General features: G+C 42.5%; 18 protein-coding genes and 4 pseudogenes. 20 read left to right on the plus strand and 2 right to left on the minus strand.

Annotated elements, in window-relative coordinates; all coding sequences use genetic code 11:
- Nucleotides 1–131: 131 nt before the first annotated feature.
- From trhO to PAN94_RS02435, 14 genes and pseudogenes are all read left to right on the plus strand, one after another.
- Nucleotides 132–1,118 (plus strand): oxygen-dependent tRNA uridine(34) hydroxylase TrhO, encoded by a 987-nt coding sequence (trhO, locus tag PAN94_RS02375; protein ID WP_062005591.1) that lies wholly within the window; start codon nucleotides 132–134, stop codon nucleotides 1,116–1,118.
- A 239-nt stretch (nucleotides 1,119–1,357) separates the two neighbouring features.
- On the plus strand, nucleotides 1,358–2,161 hold the full coding sequence (locus PAN94_RS02380; protein ID WP_048765011.1) for a helix-turn-helix transcriptional regulator: 804 nt from the start codon (nucleotides 1,358–1,360) through the stop codon (nucleotides 2,159–2,161).
- 56 nt (nucleotides 2,162–2,217) lie between these two features.
- Nucleotides 2,218–2,634, plus strand: coding sequence for a VOC family protein (locus PAN94_RS02385; RefSeq protein ID WP_048765008.1), 417 nt, complete (start codon nucleotides 2,218–2,220; stop codon nucleotides 2,632–2,634).
- Between the two features lie 9 nt (nucleotides 2,635–2,643).
- Entirely contained in the window at nucleotides 2,644–2,994 is a 351-nt protein-coding gene (locus PAN94_RS02390) for a TfoX/Sxy family protein (protein ID WP_285874436.1), read from the plus strand.
- Nucleotides 2,995–3,269: 275 nt separating this feature from the next.
- A complete protein-coding gene (locus tag PAN94_RS02395) occupies nucleotides 3,270–3,500 on the plus strand; it encodes a hypothetical protein (RefSeq protein ID WP_285874437.1) in 231 nt (76 codons plus the stop codon).
- Between the two features lie 3 nt (nucleotides 3,501–3,503).
- Nucleotides 3,504–4,319, plus strand: coding sequence for a hypothetical protein (locus tag PAN94_RS02400; RefSeq protein WP_285874438.1), 816 nt, complete (start codon nucleotides 3,504–3,506; stop codon nucleotides 4,317–4,319).
- Nucleotides 4,320–4,475: 156 nt separating this feature from the next.
- Nucleotides 4,476–4,661: pseudogene (locus tag PAN94_RS02405) on the plus strand (hypothetical protein); the annotation flags it as partial.
- Nucleotides 4,661–4,834, plus strand: a complete 174-nt coding sequence (locus PAN94_RS02410; protein ID WP_285874439.1) for a hypothetical protein — start codon at nucleotides 4,661–4,663, stop codon at nucleotides 4,832–4,834. The pseudogene PAN94_RS02405 and the gene PAN94_RS02410, both read left to right, overlap by 1 nt.
- Nucleotides 4,835–4,958: 124 nt before the next feature.
- Nucleotides 4,959–5,675, plus strand: a complete 717-nt coding sequence (locus tag PAN94_RS02415; RefSeq protein ID WP_285874440.1) for a hypothetical protein — start codon at nucleotides 4,959–4,961, stop codon at nucleotides 5,673–5,675.
- 258 nt (nucleotides 5,676–5,933) lie between these two features.
- A pseudogene (locus PAN94_RS02420) lies at nucleotides 5,934–6,695 on the plus strand (nucleoside phosphorylase).
- 7 nt (nucleotides 6,696–6,702) lie between these two features.
- A pseudogene (locus tag PAN94_RS09825) lies at nucleotides 6,703–7,557 on the plus strand (ATP-binding cassette domain-containing protein); the annotation flags it as partial.
- A gap of 27 nt (nucleotides 7,558–7,584) precedes the next feature.
- A pseudogene (locus PAN94_RS09830) lies at nucleotides 7,585–8,388 on the plus strand (energy-coupling factor ABC transporter ATP-binding protein); the annotation flags it as partial.
- A complete protein-coding gene (locus PAN94_RS02430; RefSeq protein ID WP_285874442.1) occupies nucleotides 8,381–9,217 on the plus strand; it encodes an energy-coupling factor transporter transmembrane component T family protein in 837 nt (278 codons plus the stop codon). The pseudogene PAN94_RS09830 and the gene PAN94_RS02430, both read left to right, overlap by 8 nt.
- Before the next feature lie 163 nt (nucleotides 9,218–9,380).
- The gene (locus tag PAN94_RS02435; protein WP_262404940.1) at nucleotides 9,381–9,848 is read left to right on the plus strand and encodes a hypothetical protein; all 468 of its coding nucleotides are present in this window, start codon (nucleotides 9,381–9,383) and stop codon (nucleotides 9,846–9,848) included.
- A gap of 51 nt (nucleotides 9,849–9,899) precedes the next feature.
- Here the strand turns inward: PAN94_RS02435 and rsmG are convergent, their stop codons facing one another.
- Nucleotides 9,900–10,613 (minus strand): 16S rRNA (guanine(527)-N(7))-methyltransferase RsmG, encoded by a 714-nt coding sequence (gene rsmG / locus PAN94_RS02440; protein WP_149555964.1) that lies wholly within the window; start codon nucleotides 10,611–10,613, stop codon nucleotides 9,900–9,902.
- A gap of 290 nt (nucleotides 10,614–10,903) precedes the next feature.
- On the opposite strand from rsmG, the gene PAN94_RS02445 reads away from it, so the two are divergent.
- Together PAN94_RS02445 and htpX are read left to right on the plus strand one after the other, a co-directional pair.
- Nucleotides 10,904–11,461 (plus strand): LemA family protein, encoded by a 558-nt coding sequence (locus PAN94_RS02445; RefSeq protein ID WP_285874503.1) that lies wholly within the window; start codon nucleotides 10,904–10,906, stop codon nucleotides 11,459–11,461.
- Between the two features lie 9 nt (nucleotides 11,462–11,470).
- The gene (gene htpX / locus PAN94_RS02450; RefSeq protein ID WP_285874443.1) at nucleotides 11,471–12,367 is read left to right on the plus strand and encodes a zinc metalloprotease HtpX; all 897 of its coding nucleotides are present in this window, start codon (nucleotides 11,471–11,473) and stop codon (nucleotides 12,365–12,367) included.
- Between the two features lie 55 nt (nucleotides 12,368–12,422).
- Here htpX and PAN94_RS02455 read toward each other — a convergent pair whose 3' ends face one another.
- Nucleotides 12,423–13,646: an MFS transporter gene (locus PAN94_RS02455; RefSeq protein WP_285874445.1), complete on the minus strand. Its 1,224-nt coding sequence runs from the start codon at nucleotides 13,644–13,646 to the stop codon at nucleotides 12,423–12,425.
- A gap of 247 nt (nucleotides 13,647–13,893) precedes the next feature.
- Here PAN94_RS02455 and rsmH point away from each other — a divergent pair, with 247 nt between their 5' ends.
- The 4 genes from rsmH to mraY are packed head-to-tail and all read left to right on the plus strand — an operon-like array spanning nucleotide 13,894 to nucleotide 18,433.
- Entirely contained in the window at nucleotides 13,894–14,844 is a 951-nt protein-coding gene (gene rsmH / locus PAN94_RS02460; protein WP_045500814.1) for a 16S rRNA (cytosine(1402)-N(4))-methyltransferase RsmH, read from the plus strand.
- A gap of 5 nt (nucleotides 14,845–14,849) precedes the next feature.
- On the plus strand, nucleotides 14,850–15,170 hold the full coding sequence (gene ftsL, locus PAN94_RS02465; protein ID WP_005591835.1) for a cell division protein FtsL: 321 nt from the start codon (nucleotides 14,850–14,852) through the stop codon (nucleotides 15,168–15,170).
- Nucleotides 15,163–17,448: a penicillin-binding protein PBP2X gene (gene pbp2x / locus PAN94_RS02470; RefSeq protein ID WP_285874446.1), complete on the plus strand. Its 2,286-nt coding sequence runs from the start codon at nucleotides 15,163–15,165 to the stop codon at nucleotides 17,446–17,448. The genes ftsL and pbp2x overlap by 8 nt, the downstream gene beginning before the upstream one ends.
- Nucleotide 17,449: 1 nt before the next feature.
- Nucleotides 17,450–18,433 (plus strand): phospho-N-acetylmuramoyl-pentapeptide-transferase, encoded by a 984-nt coding sequence (mraY, locus tag PAN94_RS02475; protein ID WP_285874448.1) that lies wholly within the window; start codon nucleotides 17,450–17,452, stop codon nucleotides 18,431–18,433.
- Nucleotides 18,434–18,459: the final 26 nt, after the last annotated feature.

Genomic DNA, 18,459 nt, shown 5'->3' on the forward strand with positions numbered 1-18,459 from the left:
TTCTCATTTAAACTTTCCAGCTTTGCTATTTTCCAAACAAATTTTTTGCCCAGTTTTTTCAATCAGGTTATAATAAATAGATGAATTAAAAAATTCAGAAAATTTTATAGAGAAAAGAGAGTTGAAATCTTATGGCAAAAGATATTCGCGTCCTACTTTACTACAAATATGTTCCGATTGAGAATGCTGAGAAATTTGCAGCTGATCATCTGGCTTTCTGTAAATCCATTGGTCTGAAAGGCCGTATCCTAGTCGCTGATGAAGGAATCAACGGAACGGTTTCCGGTGACTATGAAACTACTCAAAAATACATGGACTACGTTCACAGTCTTCCAGGCATGGAAGATCTTTGGTTCAAGATTGACGAAGAGAATGAGCAAGCTTTCAAGAAAATGTTTGTTCGCTACAAGAAAGAAATCGTACACTTGGGCTTGGAAGACAATGACTTTGACAACGACATCAACCCACTTGAAACAACGGGTGCTTACTTGTCTCCAAAAGAGTTCAAAGAAGCCCTTCTTGACGAAGATACAGTTGTCCTAGACACTCGTAACGACTATGAGTACGATCTAGGTCACTTCCGTGGAGCCATTCGCCCAGACATCCGCAACTTCCGTGAGTTGCCGCAATGGGTTCGTGATAACAAAGAGAAGTTCATGGACAAGCGCGTGGTTGTTTACTGTACTGGTGGTGTTCGCTGTGAGAAATTCTCAGGCTGGATGGTGCGTGAAGGATATAAAGATGTCGGTCAGCTTCATGGCGGTATCGCGACTTACGGCAAGGATCCAGAAGTTCAAGGGGAGCTTTGGGACGGCAAGATGTATGTCTTTGATGAGCGTATCTCCGTTGACATCAACCATGTTGACCCAGTTGTGATTGGGAAAGACTGGTTTGACGGGACTCCTTGCGAGCGCTATGTCAACTGTGGCAATCCAGAGTGTAACCGTCGCATCCTGACTTCAGAAGAAAACGAAGACAAGTACCTCCGTGGCTGCTCTCACGAATGCCGTGTTCATCCTCGCAACCGCTATGTGACTGAAAACGGTCTGAGCCAAGCTGAAGTGATAGAGCGCCTGGCTGCGATTGGGGAAAGTTTGGAAACATTGGTAGCTCAGTAATTGAATCGTGAAGATAAAAACTTTAGACAAATTTACTGTCTAAAGTTTTTTTCATCATTTACCTACAAATAAAAGGCTTGTTAGATAGAGATTTGGGAAAGAAGACTATTTCTGTCGATTCTTGGGACATCTCGCGGAGCATCACTTGATTTCTTCTTTTCTTTATGCGGTTTCGATTTTTTGTCCTTTCTTTTTGATGTGATATAATGGGCTTGAATAAATGGGAAAGGAGTAGGTCTATGTCTAAAGTTATCATGGAAAAAGTGGCAGCCTATCTGCGTCAGCATGCAGATGAAGAGTTGAGTCTGACCGATTTGGCTCAGCATTTCCATTATAGTCCTTCCCATCTATCCAGAACTTTCAAGAAAAAGATGGGCTTTTCTATCAAGCAATATGTGGAAGCTCTTAAGATTGAAAAAGGGATTCAGGAAATTGTGGAAGGCCAGCAAAATGTGACCGAGACCTCTATGGAAGCTGGTTATGATAGTCTAGGCAGCTTCTCCAATACGTTTAAGCGGCATACTGGACTTTCGCCTAAAAAATACTATCAGGAATCAACCAAGGCTTATGATTTTATGGTCAAACAGCTGGATGAGAAGGGAGCTTTCTTACATCAGGATCCCGACTGGAAAAGTGGCAATCGGTTGACAGTGGCGCTATCTTATCCTGAGGGGTATGAACCTCGTATCAGCTGTGTCGGGCTTTTTAAAACCCGCATACCCAAAGAAGAGCCGGTTGTCGGAGTAGCACTGAGTCAGGAGAGACAGTTTACTTTTGAAAATGTACCGGATGGTCACTACTATCTTTTGGCCTGTGAATTGCTGGAGGATTTACGCCTAACTAAAAACTATGTCTTGAAGCATAACTTTCGCTGGGGCAGCGATGAGCCTCTCACTTTTTCAGGCGATTGCATCTATCAAGAGGAAATCATCATGCGCAGGCCCTTGCCCAGCGATCCACCTATTACAGTTAATCTTCCAGTTTTAATCATGCGTTCCCTAGCCAAACAAGCGCAATTGAGAATAAGAAAATTTTTATCCTAATTGATAAACTGATGATAGAGATTTATTCTCAGCTATAAAAAATTGGAGGAACAATAATGAAATTAGACGTGTTTTTAAGTTTTAATGGTCAGGCCGAAGAAGCTTTTCGTTTCTATGCAGATCTTTTTCAGACAGAGATAAAGGGACTTGTCCGAGCCAGTAAGATGATGGATCCAGCAGACCTTCCTGCAGAAAAACGAGATAAGATTGCCTGGATTGCCTTAGATTCGGGAAACTTGACCCTGAATGGTGAGGATGTAGGCATTTTTAACGACCTATCTATTCCTAGCAATCATCAGCCCAATCAATGGTTAGTTCTGAGCCCAGACAGTAGAGAAGAAGCCGATGAGCTCTTTGCTAAGCTTGCTGAAGGTGGACGGATTCTCTATGATCTAGAGAATCAAGCTTTTGCTAAGTTTTATGGCCGCTTGATTGACCGTTTTGGTATCGGCTGGGATGTGATGATGAAGTAGGGGAGAGCGATGGCATATAGTAAATCTTTGGCTCAACAGATTCGTACCATTTTAGCTACTGAACTTTCTCCTCGTGTTTTTGAAGAAGAGGTAGAAGAGAAGAAGATGTTTGGTGGCTTGGCTTTTATGGTCCGAGGGAAGATGACCGTTACTGTGAGTTCGAGAGGTCAAGAGCTTGTCATGGTCCGCATCGGTAAGGAAATGGAAAAGCAGGTCCTACCTAAAAATGGTACCAGTGTCACAGTGATGAAAGGCAGGCTTTATCATGGCTATATTGATTTAGATGTCGAGGGACAAAAGGAACTGTCTTACTGGATCAAGCTAGCCTTGGCCTACAATCAGGAGCTGACGCAAAAATGAAGTGATAGAGCGTTTGGCTGCGATTGGGGAAAGTTTGGAAACACTGGTAATTCAGTAATCGCATAGTAAAGATAAAAAACTTTAGACGGATAATGTCTAAAGTTTTTATTTTGCGATAGTCTAGAAAAGCCGCTGCAATTATACATATAAAGTGAAAAATCTTTATGCCATAATTATTATAATACTGTGAGTACTAAAGAGTGCCTTAATAAATAAGATTTTTCTATAAGTCTAAAAATGGTATAAAATCTCTTTTTGTAAAGGAGACAGCCACAGTGAAGCAGGACTTCGTTATATTGATAGTCACTGATGAAATTGGACAGAGAAATGTTGATAATATAGGAAATGCGTTTGAGTGGGTGACAGAGAATATGGGAGTGCTATCTGTTGGTGATGCACCTGCTGTAGGATTAGTGGCTACCACACTTACTGCGCCTGTAACTTTTTATACAGCAGCAATATTCGTGAGAGTTATTGCAATTTTTAATGGTGACAAGAAAGGTTAACGAATGAAAACAAGTAAATCTATAATATTTTTTTCTAAGTTAGAAAATTACAGACTGTTTTTTGTAGTAGATATTTTAATGAAAATTTTGGTTTCTATCGCCACATTTTTGGGGGCACTGGGTTTGTTTTTCCTATTTGATAAAACTAAATTTTCGATGGTATGTAGCATAGCTATTTTGCTTTGGCTAGTATTATTCATTGTTTACCGAGTAAAATATTTATTCAATGGAACTATGAATTATTTAAAAAATGAATTAGTTGATCTTAGAAAGTATCAAAGTTTTTACGAGTATGCAGCAGATCATTCCATTAAATATGACCAACCACATTATATTCAAACTCTACATCATGTTAAAGGGCAAATTTATTTTTTACAAGGAGAATTTTCTTTGGCACAGGCTGAGTTTGATCAGTCAGATATTCAAAAGGTTACTAGACATTACAAACTGAGTCATCAATTAATTCAATCATATTATCAGCTTCTCATCTCTATTCATTTACAAGACAAAAGGGCAATAGTCCACTTTGAAGAAAAATTATTGAAAGCATCTGACTGGAAAAATACTAAGGGAGCCTTGATTTCTCAAGCAGAGGCAATCAAGGATATTGTGTTCAATCAGGAAGTGAATGATTATTTTGATGCAACAGAACCTCAGAACAAACTGTCTCGAATAATGTTTTCTTATTACGGTGCGCTTAATGCGCAAGTAAAAGGTGATAAGGAACGCACACGCGCCTTATTTGAGAGTATTACAAATGAAAATCCAGAACTTTTCTATGTTCAGGAAGCGAAGAAGTATTTAGAAGTTGCGAGATAAGGACCTCATATATAATAAGGTAAGACTTATTATATATGAAGCTGGAAGAATCTATATCTGTATTTTATATAGACTTTAGAAAAGGTTGTTTCATAAATAAGGGGTGTTTTATGAAAAAAATCATTGCTAGCATTTTGAGTTGGCCAGTTGAAAAAATATTTTGATGAAACAGAACCTCAGAACAAACTGTCTAGAATTATGTTTTCTTATTACGGTGCGCTTAACGCTCAGTTGAAAGGTGATAAGGAACGTACACGCGCCTTATTTGAGAGTATTACAAATGAAAATCCTGAGCTCTTCTATGTTCAGGAAGCGAAGAAGTATTTAGAAGAAGCAAACTAATGTCAAAACGTACTGATTTACCGATTAGAAGTGTTGTCCGCGTAAAGGATGGTGCGCAGAAAAGCCTAAGAAATAAGGTAGGAATCTCAGGAGTGTTCTCTTGGGATTTTTTGGGTTCTCACATAAGAAAGCTAGAAAAAATGGTTCTTTTAGTTTATAATGATGAAAATTAAATATTAGTTTATCTGACCTACAACTCAGAAATCGGCCTTGAGTACATCTGTAGGTAGTATCAAGGAACAGCTAGTAACGGACAGGAGCTAATAGCCTGATAAAAGGTATGAGAGGATGGTTTAAATGATACTGGAACGAATTAAAAAAACTTTTGAATTTCAAAGCAGGAGTGTACAAGAGCCCGTCCCTCTTTGGGGAGTTGTATGTGGGATTATAATTTTTTATCCCTTAGTATTTTTTATGTTTTTGGCAGGAGGATTAGAGGTTCTCAAAAATCCATCATTATATAAAATTTTGCTTATTGCAGGGATTGTTACTTGGATTTTAAACCTGGTTTTCTTATTGGACCTTAAGAGAGGGATTTTAACGAGTTTTGGGACCTATCTAATGTATCTGACTGGTCATATTTATGCCATTGTTGGCTTTAGTACTATGAGTGGGGACTATAGCTTTATTGGCTTAAAACTGTCCCTTCCCCTTATTTATGCCCTTGTGATTATTATCGTCATGAGCTGTTTGGTCGACTTGGACTCTGAAGAGATTATATCTGCCAAGGCTATTAGAAATGTATATAATTATGTAATGGGGCCACCATTAATTTTATCTCTTTGCTGTGTTTTTTTAGGTATGTTAGGGTATGAGTATTTTTGGGGATGGGGAATGTCATTTCTCTTTATGATTATGGGCCCTTACTTATATAGAACATGGTTCTATATTATCTACGCTTACCAACACCGCAATGATGTCGAAGAAACAACTCCAATCAGGCATATAGAAATATCCTCAGATATGATCCAAGATAAGGAGTTTGATAAAGATAGATTTAGAAAGAAAAAATGAATATACAAGCCGCCGAGATGAGAGGATGGTTTAAATGGTATAGGGTATATTGGTGTATCGATTGGGGCTTATCCCAATCTTTTTTGTTTTGAAATGCGCCTGTCCCCATCCTTGCTATAGATCTTGCCTATATCCTTGGCTAGCTAGAAAATATGCTGGTGATAGTCAGTAGACCGCCTTTTTATGATACAATAGTAGGATAGAGTCAGTGAACATTAGCTGGCTATTTCATGCTAAAGAAATGGACAAAAGAAGTTTATGATTCTTGAAGAGTTTGATCAAAACCGTAAGGCTATCATCAATCCAGAGGATTTGATAGAGCCTATTGAAGGCTTTCCGGAGACAGCAGTGTCCTGTTTTGCTCGGGAGACCTTTGCCCGAATGCTGGCGGATTTTGACCATGAGTTGATTACGACGACGTCTATGGCCAACATTGAAATTCCTATCTATCGGGTCTTTGTGGATGGGCAGGAGCTAGCTCTTTTCAATGCACCAGTTGGAGCTTCCGCTTGTGTGGCTATTCTGGAGGATTTGATTGCTTTTGGTATGAAGAAGCTGGTTCTCTTTGGGACTTGTGGTGTGCTAGACGAGGATATCAAAGAAACATCCATCATTATTCCGACAGCAGCCTTGCGCGATGAGGGGACTAGCTATCATTACCAGCCGGCTAGTTCGGAGATAGCGGTCAATGTCGGCTTGCAGGATTTTCTGGTAAATTTCCTTGAGCAGCGAGGGATTTCCCATAGTTTGGGCAAGGTTTGGACGACCGACGGTATTTTCCGAGAGACTGCGGACAAGCTACGCAGGCGAAAAGAGGCGGGAGCTATCTGTGTGGATATGGAATGCTAGGCTGTAGCGGCTTTGGCGGCCTTTCGTGGCATTCGAGTTTGCCAGTTCTTTTATGCGGCGGATCATCTGTCTGAGGAGGCTTGGGACATGCGCAATCTGGCTAATCATGCGGACTTAGACGAGAAAGACAAGGTGGCCAATCTGGCGATTCAGATCGCTCTGGCCTTATAGAAAAAACATGAAAAAACCAATTATTCAATTTGAAGATTTTAGTTTTCAATACCAGGCTCAGTCGGAGCCGACTTTGAAGCATATCAATCTGACCATTTATGAAGGGGAAAAGGTTCTGCTGATTGGGCCGTCTGGCTCTGGTAAGTCAACCCTGGGGCAGTTTCTTAACGGCATTATTCCCAATATTTACAAGGGACAGGCCAGTGGCCAACTCTTGATTAAGGGGCAGCCAGCCTTTGATAGTAGTATTTATGACAAGTCAAATCTTGTCAGCACGGTTTTGCAGGACACAGATGGTCAGTTTATCGGACTCAGTGTAGCAGAGGATCTGGCTTTTGCTCTGGAAAATGATATGGTGGACTTGCCCTTGATGCGGGAGAAAGTTCTGCGTTGGGCCAAGCAGCTAGACCTAGAGCAGCTTTTGGACCATCGTCCTCAAGACTTGTCTGGCGGGCAGAAGCAGCGGGTCAGTCTGGCGGGTGTCTTGATTGATGAGAGTCCAATTTTGCTGTTTGATGAGCCTTTGGCCAATCTCGATCCCAAGTCTGGTCAGGACACGATTGACTTAATTGATCAGATTCATAGAGAAGCTGCAACCACGACCATCATCATCGAGCATCGCTTGGAAGACGTTCTTTATCGACCTGTTGACCGAGTTGTCCTTGTCAATGATGGGGAAATCCTCTTTAACGGTGCGCCGGATGACTTGCTTAAGACGGACCTCTTAGCAGAAAATGGGATTCGAGAACCCCTCTATATCACAGCCTTGCGGCAGCTTGGTTTTGATGTGGCAAGCGCGACTCATCTGGCTGATTTGAGTAAACTGGATCTAACAGGACTTTCGCAGAATCTGACCGAGCAAACAGCAGAGCAGGTTGATAGTAGGCACGAAGCCCTTTTAGAACTTGACCATGTTTCCTTTGCCTATCAGAGCGATAGACCTATTTTGCAGGATATCAGTCTGAGGATTTTCAAGGGTGAGCGGATAGCAATCGTTGGGAAAAATGGTGCTGGCAAGTCTACGCTAGCTAAGGCTCTCTGTCGTTTTATTGATACAGAAGGGGAGTATCATTGGCAGGGGCAGGATATCAAGGGCGACTCTATCAAGGAGCGAGCAGAGCGGATTGGCTATGTCCTGCAAAATCCCAATCAGATGATTTCGACCACCATGATTTTTGATGAAGTGGCTCTGGGGCTGCGGTTGCGTGGTTTGGCAGAAGCAGAGATTGAAGAAAGAGTTCATGCTGTTCTCAAAACTTGCGGTCTATATGAATTCCGCAGTTGGCCAATTTCAGCCCTGTCTTTTGGTCAGAAGAAGCGGGTGACCATTGCGTCTATTTTGGTGCTAAATCCAGAGATTATCCTTTTGGATGAGCCGACAGCTGGTCAGGATCAGCGCCATTATACAGAGATGATGGACTTTCTAGATGAGCTAAACCAGCAGGGACACACGATTATCATGATTACCCATGATATGCAGCTCATGCTGGATTATTCGGATCGGGCAATCGTGGTGGTGGACGGCCAGATTTTAGCAGACCAGTCGCCTGCTCAGGTTTTGTCCAATCATGAGTTGATTGCAGCGGCCAATCTAAAGGAAACTTCGATTTTTAGCTTGGCTGAGAAGCTGGGAGTGGATCCGCTAGCTCTGACTCAATTTTACATGCGAAAAAAGGAGGAAAGTCATGTTTAATCAACAAAAATTGATTGGCTACCATGCTGGAAAGACTTTTCTCCATGCTCTGTCTGGTGCCAGCAAGCTCATCTTTTTTATCTTGGTTTCGGTGGCAGCCATGATGAGCTACGATACGCGTTTCCTCCTTCTTGTGGCTCTGGCTTCCCTAATTTCATTTCGAGTGTCTGAGATTCGGTTGAAAGACATTTCTTTCGTTCTGGCTTTTGCGGGAACTTTTGCAGCGCTGAATATTCTCATGGTCTATCTCTTTGCCCCTCAGTATGGGGTGGAGATTTACGGAGCCAAGAATCTGCTCTGGACAGGATGGGGAGCTTATAATCTCACGCTTCAGGAACTCTTTTATCTCTTGAATCTTTTGCTCAAGTATTTCTCAACGATTCCCCTAGCGGTGATCTTTCTCATGACCACCCATCCCAGTCAGTTTGCTTCTAGTCTGAATCAAATCGGCCTTTCTTATAAGATTGCCTATGCGGTCAGCTTGACCCTGCGTTATATTCCAGATTTGCAGGAGGAATTTTACCTCATCAAGATGTCTCAAGAGGCGCGTGGGCAAGAATTATCCAAGAAAGCTCCCCTTAGCAAGCGGGTCAAGGGCAATCTGCAAATCGTTATTCCTTTGATTTTCAGCTCGCTCGAGCGAATCAACACTATCGCAACAGCCATGGAGCTGCGTCGCTTTGGGAAAAATAAAAAGCGGACCTGGTACACCCAGCAAGCCTTCAGCAAGCTAGACAAACTTGTAATCGTGGTGTCTGTCCTTCTACTAGCCCTCAGCCTTCTTCTTTTCGTTGTCAATCAAGGACGCTTTTATAATCCTTGGGCCTAGGCTAAAGGTGGAAAACTAGCCAGGTTTGGATTGAGAGGATCAATCGGTGCAAGAAAAAATAAATTTTAAATTTTATAAGGAATTAGTTTTTCCTATTTTTTGTGGTCTAGGGGCTTTCGTTTTGCTCTTGGCTTTGTCACAGACAGATGAAGTCGGGGGGAGAATGACCCTGATTTTAATCATCTTGCTAATGGCGATGAGCGGTCTCTTTACTTGCCTTGCTATAGTCAATAGAGAAAAGAGTTTGCGACGCTGTCAAGAACTTTATTCTCACTTTCCAGAGCTTGAAAAGGATTTTCAATTGATTTATAGTAATTCTCGTTATGCGCGTGAAAGCTTATCTCTCTATCTTTATAAGGATGCCATCATACGGGTGGATGCTTATTTCCAATTTCTCAGGCTTTCTGACTTAGCTGATGTGACCATTAAGATTGAGGAAGTGGAACAAACGAACCATCTAAAAATTCATTATCTTTATTTGTATTACAATCCAATGAGTTCTAACAAAGATATTCGTCTGGCTTTTGGACCTTATACGGATCAAAAATATATTGACTTATTACAGTTTTTAGATGTCATGAATCAAGTTGCTCCTCGGATTCGAATCTATAATGAAGCTGTGGAAAAATAGTATGGTCTAACAAACATAAAAAATCAGGCAAGGATTGCCTGATTTCTCTTTTTATAATGGTCTTTTATTTGGCACACCGGCCTTGCGGGGGTATTTGTTGGGCGTTTCTTTCTTCTTTTCAACCACTGTGATAAAGCGGGGATCACCGTTTGGTAAAGCATAGCTGAGGTTGTCTTGGACTTTGCTAAAGAGGAGACTCAAGGCATTTTTGGCTTCCTCTAGCTCCTCGGGGGCGTTGGAAGCCTTGAGCGCTAGGAGCTTGCCGCCAACTTTCAGATAGGGAATGGTCAATTCAGATAGGACCTGCATCCGAGCGACTGCACGGGCAGTGACCAGGTCAAATTGAGCTCGAAAAGCCTTGTCCTGAGCAAAGTCTTCTGCACGACCGTGGTAGAAATGAACCTTGTCCAGCCCGAGCTCTTCTGCCAGTAGTTTGAGGAAGTTAATGCGTTTGTTGAGGGAATCAATGATGGTTACATCAAGCTGAGGACAGATGATTTTCATAGGGAGGCTGGGAAAGCCAGCACCGGCTCCGATGTCCAGTAGCTTAAGCTCTTGATTGTCAATCAGGCCTTGCAAAACGGGGGCAATTGAATCATAGAAATGTTTGAGATAGACTTCGTTTTTCTCTGTGATAGCAGTCAGATTGATTTTTTCATTCCATTCGACCAAGAGTTCAAAATAACGCTCAAACTGGTCTTTCTGGCGGTCGGTCAGCTCGATTCCCTGCTGGCTTAGTAGCTGGTAAAATTCTTGCGGTGTCATAGTTTCATCCTTGTTTTCAGTATTCATTCTATTATATCATAAAACGGGGCAAGGTGCTGCTGCCTATCAGCTTCTTGTGTCTCCAAGGATTCGATACTGACTTGTCTTGATTTTCAGAATTTGTTTTCTAGAAAAGTGAAGAAGTTTTTTCTAGATTTCTGACTATTTTAGCGTTTGGATATTACTCAAGCTAAAGCTCTTTTACTAGATGACATGTCAAGAAAGACAGGTTGAGCTTTTTTTGTTATAATAGGTGCAATCAAATCATAAGGAGTATCTTTATTATGTCCATGTTTTTAATTATTATTGCCGTTGTGGCAGTTGTAGCTATTTTCGTGATTTCTGTTTACAATGGTCTTGTTAAAAGCCGTATGCAAACTCAAGAGGCTTGGAGTCAGATTGATGTCCAGCTCAAGCGCCGAAATGACCTGATTCCCAACCTTTTGGAGACGGTAAAAGGTTATGGAAAATATGAGAAATCAACCTTGGAAAATGTTACTCGACTGCGTAACCAAGTAGCTGCTGCCTCATCACCTGCTCAAGCTATGGAGGCTAGTGACGCCCTGACTCGTTCGATTTCTGGTATCTTTGCGGTTGCTGAAAATTACCCAGACCTTAAGGCAAATACAAACTACTTGAAACTTCAGGAAGAGTTGACAAATACAGAAAATAAGATTGCTTATTCTCGTCAGCTTTACAATTCAGTAACCGGCAACTACAATGTCAAAATGGAAACTTTCCCAAGCAATGTCATTGCAGGTATGTTTGGCTTTAAAGCAGCAGACTTCTTGAAGACACCAGAGGAAGAAAAGGCTGTTCCTAAAGTGGATTTTAGCGATTTGGGGTAGGTGACCACTATGTTGTTTGACCAAATTGCCAGCAATAAAAGGCGTACTTGGGTTCTCCTCGTCGCCTTCTTTGCTCTTTTAGCTTTGATTGGGGCTGCTGTCGGCTATCTTTGGCTTGATTCTCCCTTTGGTGGGATGGCCATCGCCTTTATCATCGGTGGTATTTATGCTGTCAGTATGATTTTTCAGTCCACAGAGATTGTCATGTCAATGAACGGTGCGAGGGAAGTTTCCGAGCAGGAAGCGCCTGAACTCTATCACGTTGTGCAGGATATGGCCATGGTGGCGCAGATTCCTATGCCTCGAGTCTTCATTGTAGAAGATGCCTCGCTCAATGCCTTTGCGACTGGCTCAAAGCCTGAGAATGCGGCAGTGGCTGCCACAACTGGCTTGCTTGCCCTCATGAATCGTGAAGAGCTTGAAGGTGTAATGGGGCATGAAGTCAGTCATATTCGCAATTATGATATTCGCATTTCGACGATTGCAGTGGCACTTACAAGTGCTGTCACGATGCTGTCTAGCATGGCTGGGCGCATGATGTGGTTTGGCGGTGGTGGTCGTCGAAGAAACGATCGGGACAATGACAATGGCTTAGGAATTGTTTTGATGATTGTCTCTCTGCTAGCTCTTCTTTTGGCGCCGCTTGCTGCAACATTGGTGCAGTTGGCTATTTCCCGTCAACGTGAGTATCTGGCAGACGCTTCAAGTGTTGAGCTGACCCGCAATCCTAAGGGCATGATCAATGCCCTGCTGAAGTTAGACAATAGCCAGCCTATGGAGCACCATGTAGATGATGCTAGTGCAGCCCTTTATATCAATGATCCTAAGAAGAAGGGTGGCTTGCAAAAGCTCTTTTATACTCACCCACCAATTTCTGATCGGATAGAAAGATTGAAAAATATGTAAGAAGGAAGCCTAGGCTTCCTTCTTTTTTTGTATGGGGTTGCGACGATTTTTAACTCTAGTTATTTTTGAGGCTGAGTAGAAGGCAGACACCACCAAGCAGAGAGAAGACCAACCAAGCGCTTCCCATATTCCAAAGGCCGAGACTAGTGAAAAGCATGCTTCCTAGCGGAATGGAAAAGGAAAAGAGCATAGTGAGAAAGTTGGAGGTTTGGGCTAATACTTCTGGAGGAAGTTTACTCAGCAGCATGCTGTTGATTTTAGGATTGATTTTTCCAGAGATGTACATGAGAAAGGTAAGAAAGAAAATTCCTAAGAGAGCAGGAGCTTGGAGTAAATTGCTGATGCCTAAGAGGAGGAGAGCTAGCGAGCACCAAACGACGAGTCGCATCAGGGAGAGCTTGGAAAAATAATCATTTGAGAAGGCACTGGCAGAGATAATCCCAAGCACTGTGCAGGACTCGATGACTAGCAGAGACTGGCTTAGGTTTAGTCCCCAAAACGGGTGATCCAATAAATAGAGATTGTAGAGTCCCATGATAGAGCCAGCCAATGCGTTTAAGAGGAGGACTTGAAGCAGCACTAGCAGGAAGTTTCCGATTTTTTCTTGTTCAAAAATCATTTGGACATTCTGGTAAAGGTCTTTCATTTGAGTCTTGAAAGGAAGTTTTCCCTCTGCAATAGCAGGAGCATCATGGGTGAGTTTTTGGCGAATCAGATAAAGAGTGCTTGAGGAGAGTAGGAAGCAGAGGGCATTAATGAGGGCAACCATAGCGAAATTCTGCTGGCTGATACTCAGTAACCAGACGCCCAAGGCTTGCCCAGCAAAATTTCCTAAAAAAGTAAGAAGTTGGGTGAAAGAGTAAGCTTCCATCAAATCTTTCTCTTCTATATTTTTCTGTAAGATGGGCATCTGTAGGCCACTGCGATAGTCGCTGATAATGTCAGAAAAGATATTGAGAAAGCAGACGGTAGCAAAGGCGAGGTAGGAGGCGGACTTGGTTAGGAGGGCGACTAGGGTGAAGAGGAAGGCCTGCAAATAACCTAGATGAATAAGCCAGCGGGCCTTTTGAATGGTTTTGTCAGCTTTCATCCCGACAAAGACTGTGAAAAAGGTAGGAACAAGAACGATAAAATTGGCAATACCAACGGCAAACTTGGGTTGGGGCATGCTAGAAGCAAATACGATAAAGACGATATTATAGATAGAAGAGCCTAGGATATTAAAGATCCGTGACAGACTGATAAAGGCAAATAGTCTATTTCTTAAAGCAAGTTTCATAATAAATCTCCTTTGGGGACGAATCAATTTCGGAATGGTAAGAAATTCCAACTCGCAATGCATTGGTAGTTATGATTATAGCAAAATGTGGCATGCCCGCAAGGCCTTTTCGCTGACTGGTAGAAGCTCGTAGGCCAAGTGGTAAATATCTGAAAGTGACTTGCAAAAGCTATAAGGTAGCCTATCAAAAGCTGATATATTCTTTTAGATTTTTTTTTATACATGAATGTGATATAATAGATAGGATATGACAAAAGAATTTCATCACATTACTGTACTTCTTCACGAAACGATTGACCAGCTTGATGTTCAGCCAGATGGCATCTATGTTGATGCGACCTTGGGCGGAGCTGGTCACAGCGAGTATCTTTTGAGCAAGCTGGGAGACAAGGGGCATTTGTATGCTTTTGACCAAGATCAGACTGCGATTGACAATGCCAAAAAACGTCTGGCTCCCTACATTGAGCGGGGCATGGTGACCTTTATCAAGGATAATTTCCGCAATCTAAAGACTCGTTTGAATGAAGTAGGGGTCGAGAAGATTGATGGAATTTGTTATGACTTGGGCGTATCTAGTCCGCAGCTGGATGAGCGGGAGCGCGGTTTTTCTTATAAGCAGGATGCTCCGTTGGATATGCGGATGAATCAAGAAGCTGCCTTGACAGCTTACCAAGTTGTGAATCAATATCCTTATAACGACCTAGTCCGTATTTTTTTCAAATATGGTGAAGATAAGTTTTCCAAGCAGATTGCCCGTAAGATCGAGCAAGCGAGAGAAGTCAAGCCCATCGAAACGACGACAGAGCTGGCGGAAATTATCAAATCAGCCAAACCTGCTAAGGAACTGAAGAAAAAAGGTCATCCAGCTAAACAGATTTTTCAGGCCATTCGGATTGAAGTCAATGACGAGTTGGGGGCGGCCGATGAATCCATTCAGCAGGCTATTGACTTGTTGGCTGTAGGTGGTCGTATTTCAGTGATTACTTTTCATTCGCTGGAGGATCGTCTGACTAAGCAACTGTTTAAAGAAGCCTCAACCGTAGATGTTCCCAAAGGTCTACCCTTCATTCCAGATGATTTGCAGCCCAAGCTGGAGTTAGTTTCTCGCAAACCCATTTTACCAAGCAAAGAAGAATTAGAAGCCAATAATCGCGCCCATTCTGCGAAGTTGCGCGTGGCTAGGAAGGTGCATGAGTAAGTTTCATGGCAGAAAGAAAGCAACACCCTATTCAAAAACGGATTCGGAAATTTTCTCGAGTCGAAAAAGCCTTCTATGGCTCCATTATTTTAACAGCGATTATCCTTGCAGTCAGTATTGTGTTTATGCAGACTAAGTTACTGCAGGTCAATCATGATTTGACTGAAGTTAATGCTCAGATTGAGTCAGAGCAGGCTGAATTGGATAATATTAAGCAAGAAGTGAATGAATTGACACGTTATGAAAGGCTGTCCCAGTTGGCCAGCTCTCAGGATATGAAACTCCAAAAGGGAAATCGTAAGACAGTGAGTACAACCAATGAGTAATAGATTTTTAAAAAACATTCAGCGATATGCTTTAAAAAATAGACAGACACCCGAATACAATCGAAGAAGAGTGGGAAAAAGCATGAGTGCTTTAGCTGTCTTTCTTTTTTTCATTTTCTTAATTAATTTTGCGACGATTATCGGGACAGATCAGAAATTTGGTGTTAATTTGTCAAAAGGCGCTAAGCAAGTGCACCAAAAGACAGTCGTGGTCGCTGCCAAGCGAGGAACCATCTATGACCGCAATGGTGTCCCGATCGCTGAAGATGCAACGACCTATAACATTTATGCTGTTATTGATAAAAATTACAAATCCGCCGCTGGCAAGGTCCTCTATGTAGAGGAATCCCAGTATGAAAAGGTTGCTGATATTCTTAATCAACATCTAGGAATAGATAAGGACTATGTTAAGCAGCAACTTGCGCAAAAGGATTTAAAGCAGGTTTCTTTTGGTTCTCAAGGAAATGGGATTACCTATAGTACTATGAGCTCTATCCGGCAGGCGATGGAGAAGGAAAAGATAGAGGGGATTGATTTCACAACCAGCCCTAACCGTAGCTATAGTAACGGTATCTTTGCTTCGCAATTTATCGGTCAGGCTCAGATGCAAGAGGATAAAGAAGGTAATAAAACTCTTGTGGGAACCTCGGGGATGGAGCAGTCGCTAGACCGTATCTTGGGCGGTCAGAATGGTCTGGTTACCTATGAAAAAGACAGTAAAGGAAACATCATCCCAGGTTCAGAGGAAATTTCTGTTAAGACAGAAGACGGAAAAGATGTGTATACAACCCTCTCTGCCCAGCTACAGACATACTTGGAAACGCGGATGGATGCCTTCCAAGAAACAGCTAAAGGAAAATTTGTCAGTGCGACTTTGGTCAGTGCCAAGACAGGCGAGATTTTAGCAACAACCCAGCGTCCGACTTATAATGCGGATACCAAAGAGGGCCTGAATGTAGATCATTTGAAAACTTGGAATAGCTTCCTTTACCAGACGCAGTATGAGCCTGGTTCAACGATGAAAGTTATGACCTTGGCTTCAGCGATTGATAATGGAAGCTTTAACCCAAATGGAACATTCGATAGCTCAGAATATAAGATTGCAGATGCTACCATCCGCGACTGGGATGTGAACATGGGGTTAGCAACAGGACAAGTCCTGACCTATGCTCAAGGCTTTATTTTCTCAAGTAACGTTGGTATGACACGCATTGAGCAGGATATGGGCAATGCCAAGTGGATCGATTATCTATCGAAGTTCAAATTTGGCTTACCGACTCGTTTTGGGATGGGCTATGAAGAATATGGTGCCCTGCCGGCAGATAATGCTGTAACCATTGCCATGAGTTCCTTCGGACAAGGGATTGGGGTAACCCAAGTACAGATGCTACGTGCCTTTTCAGCTGTGTCAAATGATGGTGTCATGTTAGAGCCGAAATTTATCTCTGCCATCTATGACTCAAAAACGGGTAGCGCTCGTAAATCTCAGCCAGAAATTGTCGGTCATCCAGTTTCAGAAAAAGCAGCGAAAACGACTCGAAATTATATGATTCAGGTCGGAACCGTTCCTTACTATGGAACCCTGAATATCGGTGGTGAGCCGGTTATCCAAGTTGCTGGGCAAGATGTGGCCGTAAAATCCGGGACAGCCCAAATTGCGACAGATAAGGGCTATTTGGAAGGGGAGAATAATAACATTTACTCCGTAGTAGCCATGACGCCGGCAGAAAGTCCAGATTTCATTATGTATGTCACTGTTCAGCAGCCCGAAGAGAAATTCTCCCCTCTTTTCTGGCAGGAAGTTGTCAATCCAGTCTTGGAAGAAGCTGTGGCGCTTAAAGACAGTTTAAATCTGACTGGAGATAGTCCTGCTTTGGAATTGGTTGAAAAAGAAACAACCTATAAAATGCCATCTATCGATGCTTTAACCAAGCAACTGAAGCTGAAAAATCAAATCAGCCCAGGAGGCTTGGCTGACGAGCTTCGCCGCAATCTAGTACAGCCCGTCATTTTAGGAACAGGCAGTGAAATCAAGAAGATTTCTGTAAAAGAAGGGCAAGAACTGAAAGCCAATCAACAGATTTTGATTTTAAGTGATAACTTTGAAGATTTGCCAGATATGTATGGCTGGACCAAGGAAAATGTGGAGCAATTTGCTGAATGGCAAGGGCTGGAAGTCAATTTTAAAGGCAAAGGCTCAAAAGTTGTCAAGCAGAAGGAAAAGGTCAATACAGACCTGAAAAAATTGAAGAAAATAACCGTTACATTGGGAGACTAGCATGTTAACAGCAATTATTGCAGGAATTCTGACCTTTATCCTAACGCTTGTTGGGATTCCTGCCTTTATCCGTTTTTATCACAAGGCTCATATTTCAGGCCAGCAAATGCACGAGGATGTTAAGCAGCATCAGGCTAAGGCTGGAACGCCGACGATGGGGGGAACCGTCTTTCTAGTTGCTTCTGTTTTGGCTAGTTTTGTGACAGCTTTACTTTCCCGACAACTGTCCAACGGCTTGATTATGATTCTCTTTATCTTGGTTCTCTACGGAATCGTTGGCTTTTTGGATGATTTCCTCAAGGTCTTCCGTAAGATCAACGAAGGCCTGAATCCTAAACAGAAACTAGCTCTGCAGCTGGTAGGGGGAGTTATCTTTTACTTCTTCTACAATCAGCACGGGGCAGGTGACTCTCTCAATGTCTTTACGATTCCAGTGCAGCTGGGCTTCCTCTATATCTTCTTCGTCCTCTTTTGGCTGGTTGGTTTCTCCAACGCTGTCAATCTGACCGATGGAATTGATGGCTTGGCTAGTATCTCCGTTGCGATCAGCTTAGTGGCTTACGGAGTCATTGCTCTGGAGCAGAAGCGTTTTGACCTTCTGATTGTCATTATCAGCATGCTTGGTGGTTTGCTAGGCTTCTTTGTCTTTAACCATAAGCCAGCTAAAATCTTTATGGGGGACGTGGGAAGTCTTGCCTTAGGTGGTATGCTTGCAGCCCTCTCTATTGCCTTGCACCAAGAGTGGACCTTGCTTCTCATCGGAATCGTCTATGTATTTGAAACGACTTCTGTTATGATGCAGGTGACTTATTTCAAGCTGACGGGTGGCAAGCGGATTTTCCGTATGACGCCAGTCCATCACCACTTTGAACTTGGCGGCTTTTCTGGGCATGGTCAGCCTTGGAGCGAATGGAAGGTTGACTTCTTCTTCTGGGGAGTAGGTCTCTTAGCTAGCTTGCTGACTTTGGCCATTCTATATTTGTGATATGAAGGTGGGTGTAAGCCCGCCTT

Source organism: Streptococcus sp. SC1, assembly GCF_030272855.1.
GTDB lineage: Bacteria > Bacillota > Bacilli > Lactobacillales > Streptococcaceae > Streptococcus.